Origin of the sequence: Succinivibrio dextrinosolvens, from assembly GCF_900116345.1 — a bacterium.
Classification (GTDB): domain Bacteria; phylum Pseudomonadota; class Gammaproteobacteria; order Enterobacterales; family Succinivibrionaceae; genus Succinivibrio; species Succinivibrio dextrinosolvens_B.
The window spans coordinates 27,906-46,275 of sequence record NZ_FPAH01000011.1 but is presented as its reverse complement, the minus strand read 5'-3'; the positions used below and the strand labels follow the sequence as shown (position 1 = coordinate 46,275).

General features: G+C 40.2%; 18 protein-coding genes. 9 read left to right on the top strand and 9 right to left on the bottom strand.

Features of this window, described 5'->3' with window-relative positions; all coding sequences use genetic code 11:
* Window positions 1-11: 11 nt before the first annotated feature.
* Window positions 12-1,451 (bottom strand): sodium:solute symporter, encoded by a 1,440-nt coding sequence (locus BM308_RS05275; protein ID WP_074943453.1) that lies wholly within the window; start codon window positions 1,449-1,451, stop codon window positions 12-14.
* 217 nt (window positions 1,452-1,668) lie between these two features.
* Between BM308_RS05275 and BM308_RS05270 the strand changes: the two genes are divergently transcribed.
* From BM308_RS05270 to fbaA, 3 genes are all read left to right on the top strand, one after another.
* Window positions 1,669-2,712: a galactose ABC transporter substrate-binding protein gene (locus BM308_RS05270; protein ID WP_074943451.1), complete on the top strand. Its 1,044-nt coding sequence runs from the start codon at window positions 1,669-1,671 to the stop codon at window positions 2,710-2,712.
* 298 nt (window positions 2,713-3,010) lie between these two features.
* Window positions 3,011-4,177, top strand: a complete 1,167-nt coding sequence (locus tag BM308_RS05265; protein ID WP_074943449.1) for a phosphoglycerate kinase — start codon at window positions 3,011-3,013, stop codon at window positions 4,175-4,177.
* An 85-nt stretch (window positions 4,178-4,262) separates the two neighbouring features.
* Window positions 4,263-5,345, top strand: coding sequence for a class II fructose-bisphosphate aldolase (fbaA, locus tag BM308_RS05260; protein WP_074943447.1), 1,083 nt, complete (start codon window positions 4,263-4,265; stop codon window positions 5,343-5,345).
* 205 nt (window positions 5,346-5,550) lie between these two features.
* Here the strand turns inward: fbaA and fliD are convergent, their stop codons facing one another.
* Window positions 5,551-7,074, bottom strand: a complete 1,524-nt coding sequence (fliD, locus tag BM308_RS05255; RefSeq protein WP_074943445.1) for a flagellar filament capping protein FliD — start codon at window positions 7,072-7,074, stop codon at window positions 5,551-5,553.
* A gap of 152 nt (window positions 7,075-7,226) precedes the next feature.
* Complete coding sequence (gene lysC, locus BM308_RS05250; protein ID WP_074943442.1) at window positions 7,227-8,582, bottom strand: lysine-sensitive aspartokinase 3; 1,356 nt, start codon at window positions 8,580-8,582, stop codon at window positions 7,227-7,229.
* A gap of 156 nt (window positions 8,583-8,738) precedes the next feature.
* Here lysC and BM308_RS05245 point away from each other — a divergent pair, with 156 nt between their 5' ends.
* From BM308_RS05245 to BM308_RS05235, 3 genes are read left to right on the top strand one after another with little or no spacing between them, the layout of a single operon-like run.
* Window positions 8,739-9,464: an AzlC family ABC transporter permease gene (locus tag BM308_RS05245; RefSeq protein ID WP_177214416.1), complete on the top strand. Its 726-nt coding sequence runs from the start codon at window positions 8,739-8,741 to the stop codon at window positions 9,462-9,464.
* Between the two features lie 2 nt (window positions 9,465-9,466).
* Entirely contained in the window at window positions 9,467-9,775 is a 309-nt protein-coding gene (locus BM308_RS05240; protein ID WP_074943438.1) for an AzlD domain-containing protein, read from the top strand.
* 39 nt (window positions 9,776-9,814) lie between these two features.
* Window positions 9,815-10,408, top strand: coding sequence for a hypothetical protein (locus BM308_RS05235; protein WP_074943436.1), 594 nt, complete (start codon window positions 9,815-9,817; stop codon window positions 10,406-10,408).
* Window positions 10,409-10,458: 50 nt separating this feature from the next.
* On the opposite strand, the gene BM308_RS05230 is transcribed toward BM308_RS05235, so the two are convergent.
* From BM308_RS05230 to BM308_RS05215, 4 genes are all read right to left on the bottom strand, one after another.
* Window positions 10,459-11,292, bottom strand: coding sequence for a M48 family metallopeptidase (locus BM308_RS05230; protein WP_074943435.1), 834 nt, complete (start codon window positions 11,290-11,292; stop codon window positions 10,459-10,461).
* Window positions 11,293-11,442: 150 nt separating this feature from the next.
* Window positions 11,443-11,712, bottom strand: a complete 270-nt coding sequence (gene minE, locus BM308_RS05225) for a cell division topological specificity factor MinE (RefSeq protein WP_031491435.1) — start codon at window positions 11,710-11,712, stop codon at window positions 11,443-11,445.
* Between the two features lie 16 nt (window positions 11,713-11,728).
* Window positions 11,729-12,697: a septum site-determining protein MinD gene (minD, locus tag BM308_RS05220; RefSeq protein ID WP_083425454.1), complete on the bottom strand. Its 969-nt coding sequence runs from the start codon at window positions 12,695-12,697 to the stop codon at window positions 11,729-11,731.
* 16 nt (window positions 12,698-12,713) lie between these two features.
* Window positions 12,714-13,571, bottom strand: a complete 858-nt coding sequence (locus BM308_RS05215) for a septum site-determining protein MinC (RefSeq protein ID WP_074943434.1) — start codon at window positions 13,569-13,571, stop codon at window positions 12,714-12,716.
* Between the two features lie 291 nt (window positions 13,572-13,862).
* Between BM308_RS05215 and BM308_RS05210 the strand changes: the two genes are divergently transcribed.
* The 3 genes from BM308_RS05210 (at window position 13,863) to BM308_RS05200 (ending at window position 16,375) form a co-directional block, all read left to right on the top strand.
* On the top strand, window positions 13,863-15,407 hold the full coding sequence (locus BM308_RS05210; protein WP_074943433.1) for an alanine/glycine:cation symporter family protein: 1,545 nt from the start codon (window positions 13,863-13,865) through the stop codon (window positions 15,405-15,407).
* Window positions 15,408-15,552: 145 nt separating this feature from the next.
* Window positions 15,553-16,032, top strand: a complete 480-nt coding sequence (locus BM308_RS05205) for an NADAR family protein (RefSeq protein WP_074943431.1) — start codon at window positions 15,553-15,555, stop codon at window positions 16,030-16,032.
* 16 nt (window positions 16,033-16,048) lie between these two features.
* Complete coding sequence (locus BM308_RS05200; protein ID WP_074943429.1) at window positions 16,049-16,375, top strand: YcgL domain-containing protein; 327 nt, start codon at window positions 16,049-16,051, stop codon at window positions 16,373-16,375.
* 3 nt (window positions 16,376-16,378) lie between these two features.
* Here BM308_RS05200 and BM308_RS05195 read toward each other — a convergent pair whose 3' ends face one another.
* The gene (locus tag BM308_RS05195) at window positions 16,379-17,011 is read right to left on the bottom strand and encodes an MBL fold metallo-hydrolase (RefSeq protein ID WP_083425453.1); all 633 of its coding nucleotides are present in this window, start codon (window positions 17,009-17,011) and stop codon (window positions 16,379-16,381) included.
* 30 nt (window positions 17,012-17,041) lie between these two features.
* Window positions 17,042-18,247, bottom strand: a complete 1,206-nt coding sequence (locus BM308_RS05190; protein WP_074943427.1) for a class I SAM-dependent rRNA methyltransferase — start codon at window positions 18,245-18,247, stop codon at window positions 17,042-17,044.
* Between the last annotated feature and the right edge of the window lie 123 nt (window positions 18,248-18,370).

The following is an 18,370-nucleotide window of genomic DNA, read 5'->3' as shown; positions in this document are numbered from 1 at the left end:
GCGTATCTTTTCTAACCTTCTACGGATACGCTCTTTTTCTGTGTACTGAATACATATAGTCCTGCAAAGGTCAGAGCTCCGTTTAAGAGCAGGAGTTCATAACCGAATTTATAACCAAAAAGCTTTAGTGTCAGCTGAGAGATTACAAAACATGCAACCGGAGAGAGCATTGCTACATATGGTGTAAATCTGTCTGCAACAGCTCTTCTGCCGAAAATAGCAAAGGTGAACAGTCCTAACAGCGGACCGTAGGTATATCCACACAGAATAAAGATGGCATCAATCAGGCTTGTGGAATTGAAATAGTTAAAAATCAGTACTGCAAGAGAGAACAGAACCGCCATCATGGCGTGGGTATTTTTTCTCAGGCGAACATCACTGCTTTTTTCTTTAATATCCACACAGTATGTGGTTGTAAGAGCTGTCAGTGATGAATCTGCACTTGAAAAGGCGGCCGATACAATTCCTATGACGAAGAATATCTTTGCACCAAGACCAAGTGTACCGTTGGATATAGCTTCAATCAGCAGACTGTCGAACTTCTCTGGAATTGCAATTCCCTTTGAGGTAAAGGCGCAGATAAGGAGAATACCTAAAACCATGAACAGCATGTTTACAGGAGTAAAGGCAAAGGCGTAGGTACACATATCCTTTTTTGCCTCATGCAGTGTTTTACAGGTTAGATTCTTCTGCATCATGTCCTGATCAAGTCCTGTCATAACCACAACAATAAATGCACCGCTGATAAGCTGCTTAAAAAAGTTCTGTGGTGATTTAAGATCAGAAAACTCAAAGATTCTGCTGTGTTCACTTGCAACAACTTCTCTATATGCATCCATTACACTGAAATCTAGAACATCCATTACTCCGTAAAGGATTACTCCTAATGAGAGCAGCATAAAGAAGGTCTGAATCACATCGGTATGAACCAGGGTTCTGATTCCTCCATTTCTGGTATAAAGCCAGATAAGGGTCATCAGGAATGGAACTGTAACAAAGAAAGGTATATTGAATTCCTGAAATACGAATCTGTCTAGGATCAGACACACTACATAGAATCTTGCGGCAGCACCTATAAGTTTGGATATAAGGAAGAATAGGGCTCCGGTTTTATAGGAGGTATCACCAAGTCTAATCTTTAGAAAAGAGTAGATGGTAGTAAGGTTATTTTTGTAAAAGATTGGCAGCAGGACAAAGGCAACAATAAAATATCCAAGAATATATCCAAGACAGGTTTGAAGATAAGTCATATCAGACCACATAACCATACCTGGTACTGAAACAAAGGTTATTCCTGATAGGGAAGCTCCGATCATGCCGAAGGCAACCAGATACCATGGAGAATTTCTGTCTCCTCTGAAAAATGTTTCATTGGAGTTTTTTGCACCGTGAAAATAGCTGTAGGTGTAAAGAATTGCAAAGTAGGAAATTAAAATAATAAGAACAAACATAATGGTAGCTTATATAAAATGCCTCTAAATTCTATGGAGTGGGATTGTATCAGTAATTATCAGATATGCAAGCTAATAAATACAGAGAGCGTCTTAAGCAGATCTTCAGAAAAAAACATTTCAATCTGGAGACCTATTTTGGAGCAGAGTAAACAATTATTAGAATTGACTCTATAATGCGTCATCATAATTAAAATAAATGCTACTTGTAAGAACTATGTTACATACAAAAAATCTTCTGGCACAGCTGCTTCTGTTAGGTGGTTGTTTTTCCATTATGTCGGCAGCACTGGCCACAGACACTATTCACACCTTCTATTTTGATTTCCGTTCCCAGTTTGTTGAGCGATTTGACCATAGCCTTGATGCCTATGCTAAAGGACACGGGATTGAGCTTGAAAAATACGACGGCAAGACCAAGTCTAATCTACAGTTATCTCAGATTTACTCTGTTATTTCCTCACGTGATCCTCTGCTTATTAACCTTATTGATCCAAATCTTGCTCAGGACGTAATTGATCATGTAAAGCTGTATGGAAACAGAATTGTATTTTTTAACCGTAAGCCTTCTCAGCAGGTTCTGGACAGTTATGACAATGTCTTTTACGTAGGAACTAACGGTGAGTTCTCCGGTCAGATTCAGTTTGAGGTTATTGAGGATTATCTTGAATACGAAAAAGACCATGATCGTAACAAGAACGGCTATCTTGATGTTGTTTTCCTAAAGGGAGAGAAGAATTCTCCTGATGCGGACGGTAGAACCGGCAGAATTCTTAAACTCTTTGCCGAAAGAAATATAAAAATAAATGTTATTTCTAAAAACCATGACAACTGGATGGCTCAGGATGCTTTTGATGATTTGAAAAGTCAGATTGCAAAAGTTGGAGCGGGCAATATTGACATGATAATTGCCAATAATGATGTTATGGCCACCGGTGCGGTGAAGTTTTTAAACACCATCGGCTATAACACCGGAGAATCCACATCTGTTGACAACTATATTCCCGTGTTTGGTGTTGACGGAATTCCTGAGGCAATTGATCTAATTAGGCAGAAGAAAATGACAGGAACTATCTTTGCTGATTTCTCCGCGCTTGCAAAGGTTGCAAGTATTCTGTCAACTGAAAGTTCCACTAATGAGGAAGAGCTCACTAGAAAGATCTGGTTTAAGATAAAAAACAAAAGTGTAATGATTCCTTTTGTAAAATTCTCTGACTTTAAGGATTATTCTTTAAAGACCTATCCTGTGGCTAGCTATTAAACTATCCGTTGATTCTGTTTCAAAGTGTAAACGATATCAAAAGCTGTCTTGGAGCATATAAAAAGGATCGAATTTGATCATAATTTCTGATGGAAGTTTTTGGTTCAGCACCCCAGAAAAAGCTGATAAAAAAGGTGATCATGTTAACGCTTATATACAATTAAAGAAAATTTGTTTCAAAATAGCTAAAAATACGCTCTAAAAATTGAAATGTTGTAAACATGTGCTAAAATCTAAGACTGTTAAAGCTTAGTTTTAAGTCTAACAAAGACGATTTATATACGAGGAAAAACGAACTATGGCAATCAAAAAGATGACCGACCTTGACCTAAAAGGCAAGCGCGTTCTAATCCGTGCTGATCTTAACGTACCTTTAAAGGATGGCAAGGTTCAATCAGATAAACGTATTATGGCTACATTACCTACAATCAAGAAGGCTCTAGAGCAGGGCGCTAAGGTAATGGTTATCTCTCACTTAGGCCGTCCTGAAGAGGGCGTTTATGCTGAGGAATTCTCTCTAAAACCTGTTGCAGATTACATCGCTACTAAGCTTCCAGGTGTAAATGTTCGTTTAGAAAAAGATTACTTAAACGGTGTTGATGTTAAAGAAGGCGAGTTAGTTGTTCTAGAGAACTGCCGTTTCAACAAGGGCGAGAAGAAGAACGCTGAAGACCTATCTAAGAAGTACGCTGCTCTATGTGACGTATTCGTAATGGACGCTTTCGGTACCGCTCACCGTGCACAGGCTACTACCTATGGTGTAGCACAGTTTGCTCCAGTTGCATGTGCTGGTCCTCTACTAGCTGCTGAGCTAGAGGCTCTAGGCAAGGTTATGGATAACCCAGCTCGTCCAATGGTAGCTATCGTTGGTGGTTCAAAGGTTTCAACCAAGCTGACCGTTTTAGACACCTTATCAAAGGTTTGTGACCAGTTAATCGTTGGCGGTGGTATCGCTAATACCTTCATCGCTGCAGCTGGCAACAAGGTTGGTAAGTCTCTATGTGAAGAAGACTTAATTCCAAATGCTAAGGAACTAGCTTCAAAGACTCAGTTACCTGAGTTCGTTGATGTTGTAGTTGGCAAAGAGTTCGATGAGAAGACTCCTGCTGTTACCAAGGATCTGAAGGATATCGCTGATGACGATATGATCTTCGACCTAGGCCCTAAGAGCATGGCTAACATCAACAAGGTTATCAAAGAGGCTAAGACCATTCTTTGGAACGGCCCTGTAGGCGTATTCGAGTTCGAGCAGTTCGCTGCTGGTACCAAGTCAATGTCACAGGCTATCGCTGAGTCTGCTGCATTCTCAGTTGCTGGTGGTGGTGATACCATCAACGCAATCCAGAAGTTCAATGTTGCTGACAAGATCTCTTACATTTCAACTGGTGGCGGTGCTTTCCTTGAGTTCGTTGAGGGCAAGAAGTTACCAGCTGTTGAAATCCTAGAGAAGAGAGCAGCTGAATAATAGCTTTTCATGATAATGCCAGTCTATTTGACTGGCATTTGTCTGTAGAATTTTTCTTATTTTTTTATAAAAAGGTAATAATCTTATGACTAAGATTTTAGACGTTATCAAGCCAGGTGTTGTAACTGGTGAGAATCTTCAGAAGTTATTCAAACTAGCACGTGAGAATGGTTATGCATTCCCATCTGTAAACTGTGTTGGTACTGATTCAATCAACGCTGTTATCGAGGCTGGTGCAAAGGCTCGTTCAGCTGTTATGGTTCAGTTCTCAAACGGTGGTGCTCAGTTCATCGCTGGTAAGGGCTTGAAGTCAGACGTTCCTCAGTTCGCTGCTATCAAGGGTGCTATTTCTGGTGCTCTACACGCACGTAACGTTGCTGAGTACTACGGTGTTCCAGTTGTTGTTCACACTGACCACTGCGCTAAGAAGTTATTACCATGGATCGACGGTCTTCTAGATGCTGGCGAGCAGTACTACAAAGAGCACGGTGAGCCATTATTCTCATCTCACATGATCGACCTTTCAGAGGAATCATTAAAGGACAACGTTGACATCTGCTGCAAGTACTTAGAGCGTATGTCAAAGATCGGCATGACTCTTGAGTTAGAGTTAGGCTGCACCGGTGGTGAGGAAGACGGTGTTGACAATTCAGGTAAGGATGAGTCAGCTCTATACACCCAGCCAGAAGACGTTGCATATGCATATGAGAAGTTATCAGCTATTTCTCCTAACTTCACTATCGCTGCTTCATTCGGTAACGTACACGGTGTTTACAAGCCAGGTAACGTTAAGTTAAAGCCTACCATTCTACGTGACTCTCAGAAGTATGTTCACGACAAGTTCCACACTGAGTCAGAGAAGCCTCTAAACTTAGTATTCCACGGTGGTTCAGGCTCAACTGAGCAGGAAATCCGTGAGTCAGTATCATACGGTGTTATCAAGATGAACATCGATACCGATACTCAGTGGGCAACATGGGATGGTATCCTACAGTTCTACAAGCAGAACGAGAACCGTCTACAGGGCCAGTTAGGTGATGGTACCGATCCAGACGTTCCAAACAAGAAGTTCTACGATCCACGTGTTTGGTTACGTAAGGGCCAGGAATCAATGGTTGAGAGATTACAGGAAGCTTTTGAGCGCTTAGGTTCAAAGGATTCTCTATAATTTTGAGATCATAAGTCTTTTACATTTGCTGTAAAAGATGGAAGGGCACAGATTCATGTGAGTCTGTGCCTTTTTAATTTTGTAAATAAATAGCAATTTACCGGTATATTACCTGTGTCAGTGTTAATAAAGCAGTAGTATGCATTAAAAAGTCTAGAAAAAAAATGGAGGCCTAAAGCCTCCATCAAATCTTTTATGGAATTTCTTATGAACTCTTGCTCGAAGTGCTTACACTTGAAATTACACTTGACAGGTAGGATAAAGAGGTTTGATAGCTTGCCATTAGAGAATCAAGATTACCATACTTGGTTCTAAGGCTTGCTTCATACTGCTCAAGCAGCTCGTTGTTTCTGTTTTCCTTCTGTGTCCAGTAATCCATCTGGGACTTCAGCTGAGTCTCACGAGCAGACAACAGACCACCGAACTTGGTGTACTCATAAACTTCATCAGATACCTTATCAATCAGACCGTCACTGTCGGTGAAAAGTTTCTGTACAGCTGCGGAATTTTCTTCAAGAGCTTTACTGAACTTTTCCGTATTCAAAGACAGAGTTCCGTCCTTATTATATTCAAGACCACAGGTAAAGTAGTTCATTCCTGATACTTCGACATTACCTTTGGTAATCAAAGCTACCAGGCTGTTCTGCAGGCCTTTTACTTGCGAGTCACCTGCAAGATCTCCACCATCGTAGTTGTTGGTTCCATCTGTATAGGTGTTTCTTGCTGTCAGTGTACTGAAGGTAGAAATCAGACTGTTATAAGCGTTTACAAAAGTCTGAATTTTGTTTGCAGCAGCATCAATATCAGAGGTGATATCTACCTGATAGGATTTTAGTCCAGTTTCACCGTTTTCTGTTTCTGATTCTGATACTCGCTGAGCAACAATTTCAACACCAGCTATCTGATCTTTAAATTCATTCGTTTTTGAGGTAAGCTCGTTGCCATCTACTGTAATTATGGCATCTTGACCATCAGAATAGGTCCAATTAGCTTTTGAGGCAATTTTTTTGCCATTCTCATCTGTTGTTACATTACTATCGTGATCAAATGCGAGTAAAGACAGGCTGTCATGTCCTTCTGATGCTTCAGAACCTGAAAATGAAATAGAAAGATTCTGTGAATTCTGACCGGTCTCGCCTGCAACCAGGGAGAAAGAATATCCATCTGAAGTCTTGATAACATTACAGCTGACACCATAGGTGTTTTCTGCACTAGTATTGATTCTTCGGCGGATAAGCTCTAGAGTATCGCCTTCAGATATCTCAATATCAAACTTACGCTCGTTCTCATTTTCATCTTTACCTAGACTAATAGTCAGAGTTCCTGCAGAGAAGGAATTATTAAAAACTTTGTTTCCACTCTCGTCTTTTTCTTTTATTTTTGTAGCGATGGATTCAGCCTTTGCCAGCTGGTTAACCTGAACAGACATACTGGTATTAGAGCAGTCTGATTTTGCGGTAATAGAAAATGCAGTATAAGAAGAGGTCTGAGAGGTAGAAATCTTATGGGTATTCAATACATCAATACCCTTTGAATTATCAATGGTTGATTTAAATGATTTTAAGGCTGATGTAAGCTTTGCTACACCATCCTGTTCAATTTCAGTCTCTGCCTTTTTTACAGTTACTCTTTTATTTAGAAGCTGTTTTCTTGATGAAACCATAGCAGAAATGATTGATTCAAAATCATTTCCTGAACCTGTACCTGCATTTGTTACTATTGATGCCATAACTGTTAACCTCTGTATTCCCTATAAACAATTATAGGTTAATCCCTCTCTTCATTATTTAACGGCAAATGAATCCCACTTCTTTACATTTGGGATAAAAAAAAGCTTTTCTCTTGTGGAGAAAAGCTTTGCAATAGTTATGCCAGAAAACTTTAATCTTCTAATAACTGCTCATGTAATGCTATAAGAGCATCAGAGGTATCGCCGTCCTTAAGCAGGAAGCACAGGTTGTGCTTAGATGCGCCGTAGCAGATCATTCTTACAGAGAAAGACTTGATTGAGTCGAAAGCTCTGGTAATAACGCCTGCATTCTCGGACATCTTATTGCCAATGATGGCAATAAGTGGCAATCCTGTTTCAACCTTAACATGGCAGAACTGACGTAATTCATTTAGCATGTTTTCACTAATCAGTGCTGAACCTGAGGTACTGGTTCCGCCGTCAATAGTTACTGCAATTGAAATTTCTGAGGTTGAGACCAAATCAATTGAATGATTGTATTTTGCAAATACTGCGAATACATTTGCCAAGAAACCTGTTGCACCAACCATAACAGGAGAAGACAGAATAATCAGGGTCTGATTCTTTCTTAAAGCCAGGGCTCTGAAGTTAGGCTCATAAGAGGTTTCATATCTAACCCAGGTACCGCCTTTTTCTGGTTCACGAGATGAACCTACGAAAATAGGGATCTTCTTCTCTACAGCAGGCAACATTGTTGATGGATGCAATACCTTTGCACCAAAGTTTGCCATTTCTGCAGCTTCGATATATGTAAGCTCAGGAATTGGGCGTGCATTTTTAACAATGCGTGGATCGGTGGTAAATACACCTGGAACATCAGTCCAGATAGAGATAGTGGCAACGCCAAGAGCATCACCCAGTAGAGCAGCGGAGTAATCAGAACCGCCTCTACCTAGGGTTGTGGTCTCACCGATGATATTAGAACCGATAAAGCCCTGAGTGATGATAACAGTTGAGTCATTGATTAAAGGCATCAGTTTGTCGCGTGTTAAAACGCGGATATCATCAGTTAGAGGCTTAGCTCTGCTGAACTTAGAGTCAGTTCTCATTACCTCTCTTACATCAAACCATGTTGCGTCGGTTCCGAAGTGCTTGAATAGAGCGACGAACAGGTAAGATGACATTAACTCACCGTGAGAAACTAGACTGTCAGTTAACTGATCTGATGTCTGTTTTGCTGCCTGAGCAGTCTGTTCTCTAATCTCCTTAATGTGTCCTTCTACGAACTCCCTAAGTTCCTCTTGATTGTCCAAATGGGAAATAATATCTTCATGGATATCGCGAAGTTTAGTAATAATCTCTTCAACTCTTGTCTCATTGCATTTACCAGATGCAAGTTCCACAAGAAGATTTGTAACACCTGCACATGCGCTGACTACAACAACACGTGACTTTTTATTGCCGATGACAACCTTGTAGCTTGAAGACATTGCTTCAAAATTACCTACAGAAGTTCCACCAAACTTTGCTATATCTAAATTTTCCATATATTATTGTGTATCCAAAATTTGTTATCGAAAAAAACTTGCATACGTACATATTAAAAAGACTTAAGATCTTTATCAATTGTAATATACATTATGTCTATAATGGTGCATAATGGCACCTTAAATGAGCAGAATGAACAAAAAGTGGAAGCTAAATTGAATAATAAACAACTTTTTCTGTTAGGTGCCCGACATTCCATACCTATTTGTCTTGGATATATATCTGTTGGTACTGCTTATGCAGTGATAGCTCTGCAGGCGGGGTATACCCAGTTTGAAACTATTCTTATGTCTGTCCTAAGCTATAGCGGTTCAGGTCAGTTCTTTGCTGTAACCATGGCAAAGGAGCACTCATCATTAGTAGCTATTGCCTTAGGTCTGTTTCTGCTGAATTTCAGATACTTCATTATGAGCACCTGTATTTTCTCCAGATTTGAAAAGCTCTCCAATTTCTACAGAACTATCTTTGCTCATTGGGTTACCGATGAGCCTTTCGCGATATTTACAACTGCTCCAAAGGATCTGGTGAAACTTTCTTATTTTGCCGGACTGGTTCTGACTTCCTGGTCATCATGGATTTTAGGTGCGGTAATCGGTGTTACTGCCAATGATTATCTGCCTGTTGATCTGGTCAATGCGATGAATGTTGCTTTATATGCTCTGTTTATTGCCATTATTGTGCCTCCAGCCAAGGTTAACTTTAAGCTGATGCTGATAATTCTCAGCGCAGCTGTCATGAACATTATTCTTACCTCAGTTATGAATGCCTGCTGGGCGATTCTGGTGACTATCGTCTGCTGCTCACTTATCGGTGCTCTGTTCATGGATAATAAAAAGTCTGCAGCCAAGGATGAAAACGAAGTCAAGGCAGGGGAGAGTTAGAAATGGAAAGCAATTACTACCTATATATTATTCTTATCTCTTTTCTGGTTACCTATCCAATAAGAGCTATTCCTGCTTTGTTCATCTCAAAACTGACTTTGAGTTCATACTGGCAGCGTGTTCTTGATTTGGTTCCATATACAGCTCTTACAGCTTTAGTTTTCCCTGGAATTTTCTATTGCATCGAAAACAGTCAGTATGCTGGCTATATTGGGGCAATTTTTGCGATCATCGCTGCTCTTTGTAAAATGTCTTTATCAGTAGTTGTGCTTATTGCTGTAATTTCAGTTTATTTATCCATCATTATCTGATTTTTCAACTATAAGAAAGATATAGACCAAGGAATAATTATGCTAAAGAATCGTAGAAAAGTTTCTGATAATGAAGCATACAATCCTTATGAATGTGCTACACAGCTTAAGGATTTGCTGATTGAATCTAATCTTTCACCAATCATGACAATGGTTGTGTATGAGTTTCTGTCCGATGTAATTGAGCATAAGGTACCAAGAGATGCCTCAATTTATGAGCATATTCAGAAATGTTTCGAAGAAAAATTAAGATTTGTTATTCTTGATTCAAACTCTGAAGCAGAAATTCGCAACAAGGCAAAAGCTTATCTGATCCTGCTTTTAGAGATTATTTCCCATTCAAAGTTTGTCGAAGGTATAGATATTGATTTATATCGCGTGAAGATGGACGGAGGGGAAACCAGTGTCAAAGTACGATTTGATGCTAAGAATTTCAAGGTTGACAAGCGTGGCTATGAGTTTATTGAAAATGTAAATCAGATTAAGGAGAAACATCAGTCTGGCTCGCAGCTTATTACTTCATTAAGTAAATGTACAACTGATGCTGTTGATTATATTCTTGAGCGCTACAAGTCTCATGCAGACAAGTTTGATGACGGTGACATCATCGTTATCGATTCAATTCAGGCCTAATCTTAAGATCCGAGAGCTTATTTGCTCCCGGATATCCTAATCTCAATCCATTAAATTTCAGATTTCAGACCGTATTTGTCAATTAAAGCCTGAAGATCCTTGTATCTCTTCTCTGAGGTTGGATGAGTGCTGGTAATTGAGTTCAGAAGCGCTGCTGCCTGTGAATTTCCAGCACCTGATGCTGCAGTAACCTTCTTCTCATAGGCATCCATCTTCTTCATAACACTAACAGCTCCCTGAGGATTGAATCCTGCCTTGTACATCAGCTCAAGACCGTATTTGTCAGCCTCGCTTTCCTGATCACGAGAGAATGGCAGGGCAACTGTGGCATTGTAAACAGCATTTGCTGAATCAGTAATAGTTGAACTTACACCGAACAGACCCGCAACAGAGGTAACACCTGACTGTACCACCTGCTTACTCATTGCCTCCCTTGAATGCTCCTTTAGGGCATGAGAAATCTCATGACCTACAATAGCTGCAAGTTCGTCATCATTAAGATTCAGCTCCTTGATAAGACCAGTGTAGACAACAATTTTACCGCCAGGCATACACCAGGCATTTACGGTGTTATCCTTGATGGTATTTACTTCCCACTGCCATTTGCTGCAGTCTTGTCGAAGAGTTGGAGCAACCTTGATCAGCTTCTTTGATACCTTTGTAACTCTCTTTGCATAATCAGAGGTGGTATCTAGCTGGTTCTTCTTTTTTGCATCAGCAATTACCTGTGAATATTCTTTAGCTGACTGTGCGTTAATAGTATCCTCTGATACCAGCATGAACTGATTTCTGTCTTCACCGAACATTGATTTGGTGGTCTGGGCACATGAGGTTAGAAGAGCACAGCCTATTAGAGCTGAAGCAATAAGATTTGAATATTTCATTCTATTTTGTCCGATTGTAAATATATCAGGCATTCTCCTGTTTAAAAGAGTCTGCTTTTTAGAACTTTGGTTATAGAAAATAAATAGAGGGGGCGAAAATTTCTTTTCACCCAGAAAAAACGTCCTCGTTATGAGGACGTTTTTTAGAAGCTAATCTCTTTTCAGAGAAACAGACATTTCCATGATGGAAGTGTTGTCTTTGTTAGCAATGTTGAATTCAACGTCCTGTTCAGAGTCAATTTTGATGTACTTCTTTAGGACCTCGAAGATTTCCTGTCTTAGTTTTGGCATGTAATCAGGAGTATCTCTGCCAGCTCTATCACTGATCAGAACAACGCTTAAACGCTGTTTTGCAGATTCTGCTGAGCTCTCATTCTTGTCTCCGAAAATGGCATCGGAGATTGCCTTTAATAATGACATGCTATCTCCTTATTTATTATTTTTTAAAGATCTTAGCGAAAATACCTTTCTTCTCGGTAACAAATCTTAGAGGAACCTCGTTGCCAAGAAGTCTTTCTACGGCATCACCGTATGCCTTACCGGCATCTGAAGTTTCGTTAAGAATGATTGGGTTACCAGAGTTAGATGCTTTTAGAACATCCTCTGACTCAGGGATAACACCTAATAGAGGAATAGTCAGAAGCTCCTGAACATCTTCAACAGACAGCATCTCTGATCTCTTAACTCTGCTTGGAACATAACGGGTTAACAGTAGTTTTGCTGCAACTGGTTCCATTTCAAGTTCTGATCTGCGTGATTTTGCATTCAGAATACCGATGATACGGTCTGAGTCACGAACAGATGATACCTCTGGGTTGGTGGTAACAATTGCTTCATCGGCAAAGTATAGAGCCATCAGAGCACCGGTTTCGATACCAGCAGGTGAATCGCAGACAACGTATTCGAAGTTCATGCTGTCAAGTTCACGGAATACCTTCTCAACACCCTCAAGGGTCAGAGCATCCTTATCCTTGGTCTGGGAAGCAGGTAGAACGAACAGGTTCTCTACGTGACGATCTTTGATTAAAGCCTGGTTTAATTTGGCTTCATCCTGAATTACGTTGATGAAATCATAAACAACACGACGCTCGCAGCCCATGATCAGGTCAAGGTTTCTTAGACCTACGTCGAAGTCTAGAACTGCGGTTTTGTGGCCCTTCTGAGCAAGACCGGTTGCAATAGCTGCTGATGAGGTGGTCTTACCTACACCGCCTTTACCTGAGGTAACTACGATAACGTGCAGGTTCTTGAAAGGCTCCTTGCTGATAGCAGGCTTAGCTTCTTTCTTTTCTTCAGCCTTGGTCTCCTCAACCTTAGCTTCTTCCTTATCAGAATCGTTTGCCGCTAAAACTTCTTCAACTTTCTTTTCAGCGTCATCTTCTTTCTTAATGATTTGATCTGCCATATTATTTTAATCCTTGTTAGAATCTCGATTGAATTGTTTGTACGTCTTTTACGTGGCAGTAGTTTAAACTTCTGCCGTTTAGTGAAACTATTACTGAACTGTCTTCTCCATATAATGATTTTAAGGACTGGTTATTCTCCATATCATCAGCTGTCTGATAATTACCTGCAATTGCAACCAGAGTAGGGGCAAATACGCCGCTGACGTAGATTATGCCTTTCTCATAACCATCTGTATCTTTATCTTTTGGGGAACCTGCATAGACTTCTCCATGCATATCTCCAAATACAAACACATTATGGCTTGCAATAATTCTGGCTGTTCTGGCCACATTACCTAAAATCAAAACTGAAGTATCAGGAGCACTTATGCATTCACCTGAACGTAGAGAGTGTGATATCACCATCATAGGCTCAGGAGTACGGACCTCGTATGGGACCTTTACTTCATAAGGCTCAGGAATATGTATTGGAACCTGTATTTCTACAGTTTTGGTAATAACTCTAGGCTTAAAGTTTTCCTCGCGCATTCTGGCGAATTTAGTAGAGTTGACTACCGGAATGTTCCTTTTTAAAAGGATATCGGCGCGTTCCTCTGTAAGGATTCCTGAAATACCAATAAGAAACAATCCGTAGTTCTTACAGGTTGCAGCTAACTGATCGTAATCAAGATCCATAAGGTAGTTTATATTTGCCGCGTCAATAACCACAGGCGAATTCTTGTAAATCTCTGCTCGAGGCAAAACTTTTTGCTCTAACAGTTCGGTAAGCTCCTCTACAGTTCCTTTATGCATCTCAATAGTGTTAAAAGAATATCCTGTTCTTGAAATGCTGGCGCTTATTGTTGTATCGCCAGTATCTGCAAAAGAGTCCATTTACCTGCCTTATTTATCTATAATTCCTTATCAAAAAACTATCTTACCATAATGGTCGGAAAATGTATTGTTAAAGACAGTCTGAATCTCATTTTTTATACTGCTGAATATAAAAAATAATGGGTAGGTCCGATTTTTGAAAAATCAATTATTCAATTTTTTTAACAGTTGGATTTTTTCTCACCAAAATGGTGTGAAAAAGCCATTTTTTAGTGAAAATTTAAATATTAAAAATAAGATGGTAAACTACGGCGAGTTAACTGCTAACTATTATTACAAGAGATTTTTAACATGCTAGATATATTGAATTCATTGGTTAACGATGTCAGTGGATTTTTATGGACATATATTGTCATAACCCTGCTGATTGTCATTGGCCTGTTTTTTACCTTAAGTACCGGTCTGGTTCAGATCAGATATTTCTTTGAGATGTTCCGTGTATTAAAGCACGGTATTACCGGTCAGAAGAAGAAAGGAAAAGAAGTTAGTTCATTCCAGGCATTCTGTATCAGTACAGCATCTCGTGTCGGTGTTGGTAATATTGCAGGTATTGCTATTGCTATTACCCTAGGCGGCCCAGGAGCTATTTTCTGGATGTGGGTGATTGCTCTTATCGGTAGTGCAACCGGCTTTATTGAGAGTACTCTTGCTCAGATTTACAAGGTTCCTTACAGAATCGGCGGTTATCACGGTGGTCCTGCCTACTACATCAAGAATGCTCTGCGTCAGCCATTTGTTGCCGCTATCTTCGCAGTTCTCATCAGTATCACTTTTTCTCTGACCTACAACTCAGTTCAGTCAAACACTATTACCAGTGCTATTGTTGTTGCCTTTGATCTTCAGACATCCTTAGATGGCTATGCCAACTACATTACCGGTCTGGTTCTGTGTGTCCTGGTTTCAATGGTTATTTTTGGCGGTGTTCAGAGAATCGCAAGAGTTACAGAGTTTATGGTTCCAATTATGGCTGTTCTGTATATCCTGATTGCCATTGTAATCATCTGTATGAATATTACTGCTGTTCCTGATGTGCTGTATCTGATATTCCATGATGCCTTCCATCCTCAGCAGGCTGTTGCCGGCGGTTTCGGTGCTGCAATTCTGACTGGTGTTAAGAGAGGTCTGTTCTCAAATGAGGCTGGTGAAGGTTCTGTTCCAAATGCCGCAGCATGTGCAACCACCTCTCATCCTGTAAAGCAGGGACTTATTCAGGCTTTTGGTGTGTTCATCGATACTCTGGTTATCTGTACAGCCTCTGCAGCTATTATCCTGCTTGCAAATCAGTACGAGATTGGCGGTGAGCTGACTGGTATCAATCTGGTTCAGGCTTCTCTGACTTCTCAGTTAGGTGCCTGGGCTGGATACTTTATGACCTTTACCATTGTGCTGTTTGCTTTCAGCTCCATTATCGGTAACTACTACTATGGTGAGGTTAATATTCAGTTCCTAACCAAAAATCCATTCATCATGAGTGTATTCCGTATCATTGTTGTTGCAATGGTATTCTTTGGCTCATATGCAAGTCTTTCACTTGTATGGGATCTTGCCGATTTATTTATGGCCCTTTTAACCATTACCAACCTTTACGCAATTGTTAAGCTTTCAAAATTTGCTTTCATTGCCCTAAAGGACTACAAGCTTCAGCAGTCACTTGGTATTAAGGATCCGGAGTTCTCACCTTCTATTCTTCCTTCTCAGCAGGGCATTCACTCCTGGGGTAATGAGGCAGAATACCTAAGAGGATTAGGAGAAGAGCCTAGTGATGAAGCCTTGGCTTCATGGGAACACTCCCGTGTTAAAAGAGAGAAGGCTCAGAGCTTCTGTCACAGTAAGTAAGACCTAATCTTCTCTTTTCAAAGAACGCTGTCAGTGAGAATTCATTGGTGGCGTTTTTTTTGTGTTTTTTTGTTTTGTTGTCGCTTTTCTTATAGAATACTAAAGAACTTGTTTCTTTTTGAAAAATAAATAAAAAGGCTCTCGAATGTCTGTTGTATGTTTTCACAATCCAGATGAGGAAAATGGAATCTTCAGTAACTGGTATCTGTCTGAATTCTCTGTTTTGGGCAATTCTTTTTCTTCAATGGAACAGTACATGATGTACAAAAAAGCAGAATGCTTTTGTGATACCGAGATTTCAAAGAAAATCCTGACAACTGACAATGTTGCACAAATAAAGAAGTTAGGACGTGAGGTTCACAACTATGATGATCATGTATGGAACGGAGTTAGACAGATAATTGTTTACGAAGGTCTTCTTGCAAAATTTCAGCAGAATGAAAATCTTAAGAAGTCTCTTCTAGCAACTGGCAATTCAGTATTGGCTGAGTGTGCTGTAAGAGATCTTATCTGGGGAATCGGACTTTCTATGACTGATCCCAACAGATTTGACAAAAAAAAATGGAACGGAAAGAATCTTCTTGGCTATTCTCTGATGATGGTAAGAGAGCGACTTTCAGCCTAATTATTAAGGATAAAAAATGGCAGATAGACTGGTATTCGTATATAAAAGCAGAAATAAACAGGGACGTTATCTTTATCTAAAAGAGAAGGATGTTTTTGCTCATATTCCAGCAGGACTTCTTGATGCTTTTGGTGTTCCTGAGTTTGTAATGATGTTTGCTTTATCAAAACACAAATCCCTGCCTAAGGTAAAGGTTGAAGATCTTGAAGAGGCACTGGATACAAAGGGATATTTTCTGAGAATTGATCTTGAGGATGTAGAAGAGAACCTTATCAATCAGGAAAGAAAGTACAGAGGTTTAGAACCTCTGTCTAAGGAAGAGCTGTCTGAACTTTTTAAGTAAGAATCAGACTGTGTAAGGATTTCCTTCCATTTCATCGCCGATGGTACTGTTTGGTCCGTGACCTGACAGTACATCTGTCTGTGGTGGCAGCTTGAAAAGCTTGTTCTTAATAGAATCAATCAGATCGTCAAAATCTCCTAAAGGAAAATCGGTTCTGCCGATTGATCCTGCAAAAAGAGTATCTCCGCTAATTAAAAGCTTTTTCTCTTCACAGTAATAGCAGACTCCACCAGGAGTATGACCAGGAGTTGTGATTACCTTAAATTTAAGCCCGGTAATTGGTTCTAGAATCTGTCCATCAGAAACCCACTGTGTATCAAACTGCTCTGGTTTATTAAGACCAAAGGCTACAGCCTGATTATCCAGAGTTTCATATAAAGGTCTGTCTTCAATTGCGCTGCCGTAGACAGGAACCTTCTGCATAGAAAGCAGAGCAGGAATACCACCGACATGATCAAGATGCATATGGGTGATAAGGATTGCCTTTAGGGTAAAATCCCTTTCCTTAAGCTCACTCATAATTCTGTCGGCGTTATCACCCGGATCAATTACACAGGCCTCTAAAGTCTCCTCGTTATAGAAGATTCGGCAGTTCTGCATAAAAGGGGAAACGAAAACTGTTTTGTAATCAATCACGGTAAACTCCTTATATAATTCTTCTGCTTTCTACATTACAGCAATATCAAGACCTTTTAGGTAGAAGGTCTCAGGACATGGCAGGGATACCACATGATCCTCATCCTGACGGAGGGTTCCTACTACTCTGCCGTCTACCTTGGCATCAAGAGCAGCATCAGCAACGATTTTCTGGAACAGGGCAGGATCAACAAGCCCTGAGCAGGAGAAAGTCAGAAGATGGCCTCCTTTTTTAACCAGCATCAGGCCTAAACGGTTGATATCCTGATAGCCTCGGCAGGCCTTTTTAAGATTTGCAGCAGATTCAGCAAACTTTGGAGGGTCAAGCACAACAAGATCATACTTGGTTCCTTTTTCAACCTGCTCACGCAGATAGGCAAACACATCCTTCTTTAAGAACTTGCAGCGACCAGGATCGAGGTGGTTGAAAGCTACACCTGTTTTAGCTGCATTTAGGGCATGTTCAGAAACATCCACATTCTCAATCTTGGATGCGCCACCCTTTAAGGCCCACAGACCAAAGCCTCCGGTATAGGAGAAGCAGTTTAGAACTGTAGCATTCTTTGATAGAGAGCCGACCTTGATACGGCTCAGTCTCTGATCAAGATAGGCTCCAGTCTTATGTCCGTTCTTAATGTCTACAGGAATATAAACCTGACCTTCTTCCTTTACATAAATGGTATCCTCAGGCTCTTTTCCCAGAATTACACCTTTATGTTCCTCAAGGCCTTCCTTGCTTCTTGACTTGGTATCTGATCTCTCATAGATGGAGCACTCAGGATACAGCTCATGCAGAGTAGATACGATTACATCTTTGTAGTATTCCATGCCGCAGGAGGAAATTGAGATCACAATGTATTCATTGTACTTATCGGCAATAAGACCTGGCAGCAGATCACCTTCAGATGAGATAAGACGAACACCGTCATTGCCACGGGCAAATACTCTAGCTCTAAGCTGATTGGCCTGAACAATACGATCATGAATCAGTTCTGAGCTGATTTTAATGTTCTCATCAAAGGACAGAGCTCTGATGCGGATCTGAGAGCGTGGACTGTACAGTCCGTAAGCCAGAAAATTATCCTTATCATCAACTATGGTTACGGTTTCTCCGTTCTTTGGATCGCCGGTAACAGACTGAATTGCCTTTGAGAAAACCCAAGGGTGATGACGCAGTAGAGATTTCTGTCTGTCAGCGTTGAGTTTTACTACAGCTTTTGAAGATGAATCGGTCATAAATTGCCTTTAAATAGTTATGGTTACAATCAAAAATTAAAAAAAAGTTTGTTAGTTAATTCTATCGAATAATATATTATGGATACTAAGTTTGCACTAAGTGAATGTACATATATTCTGCGT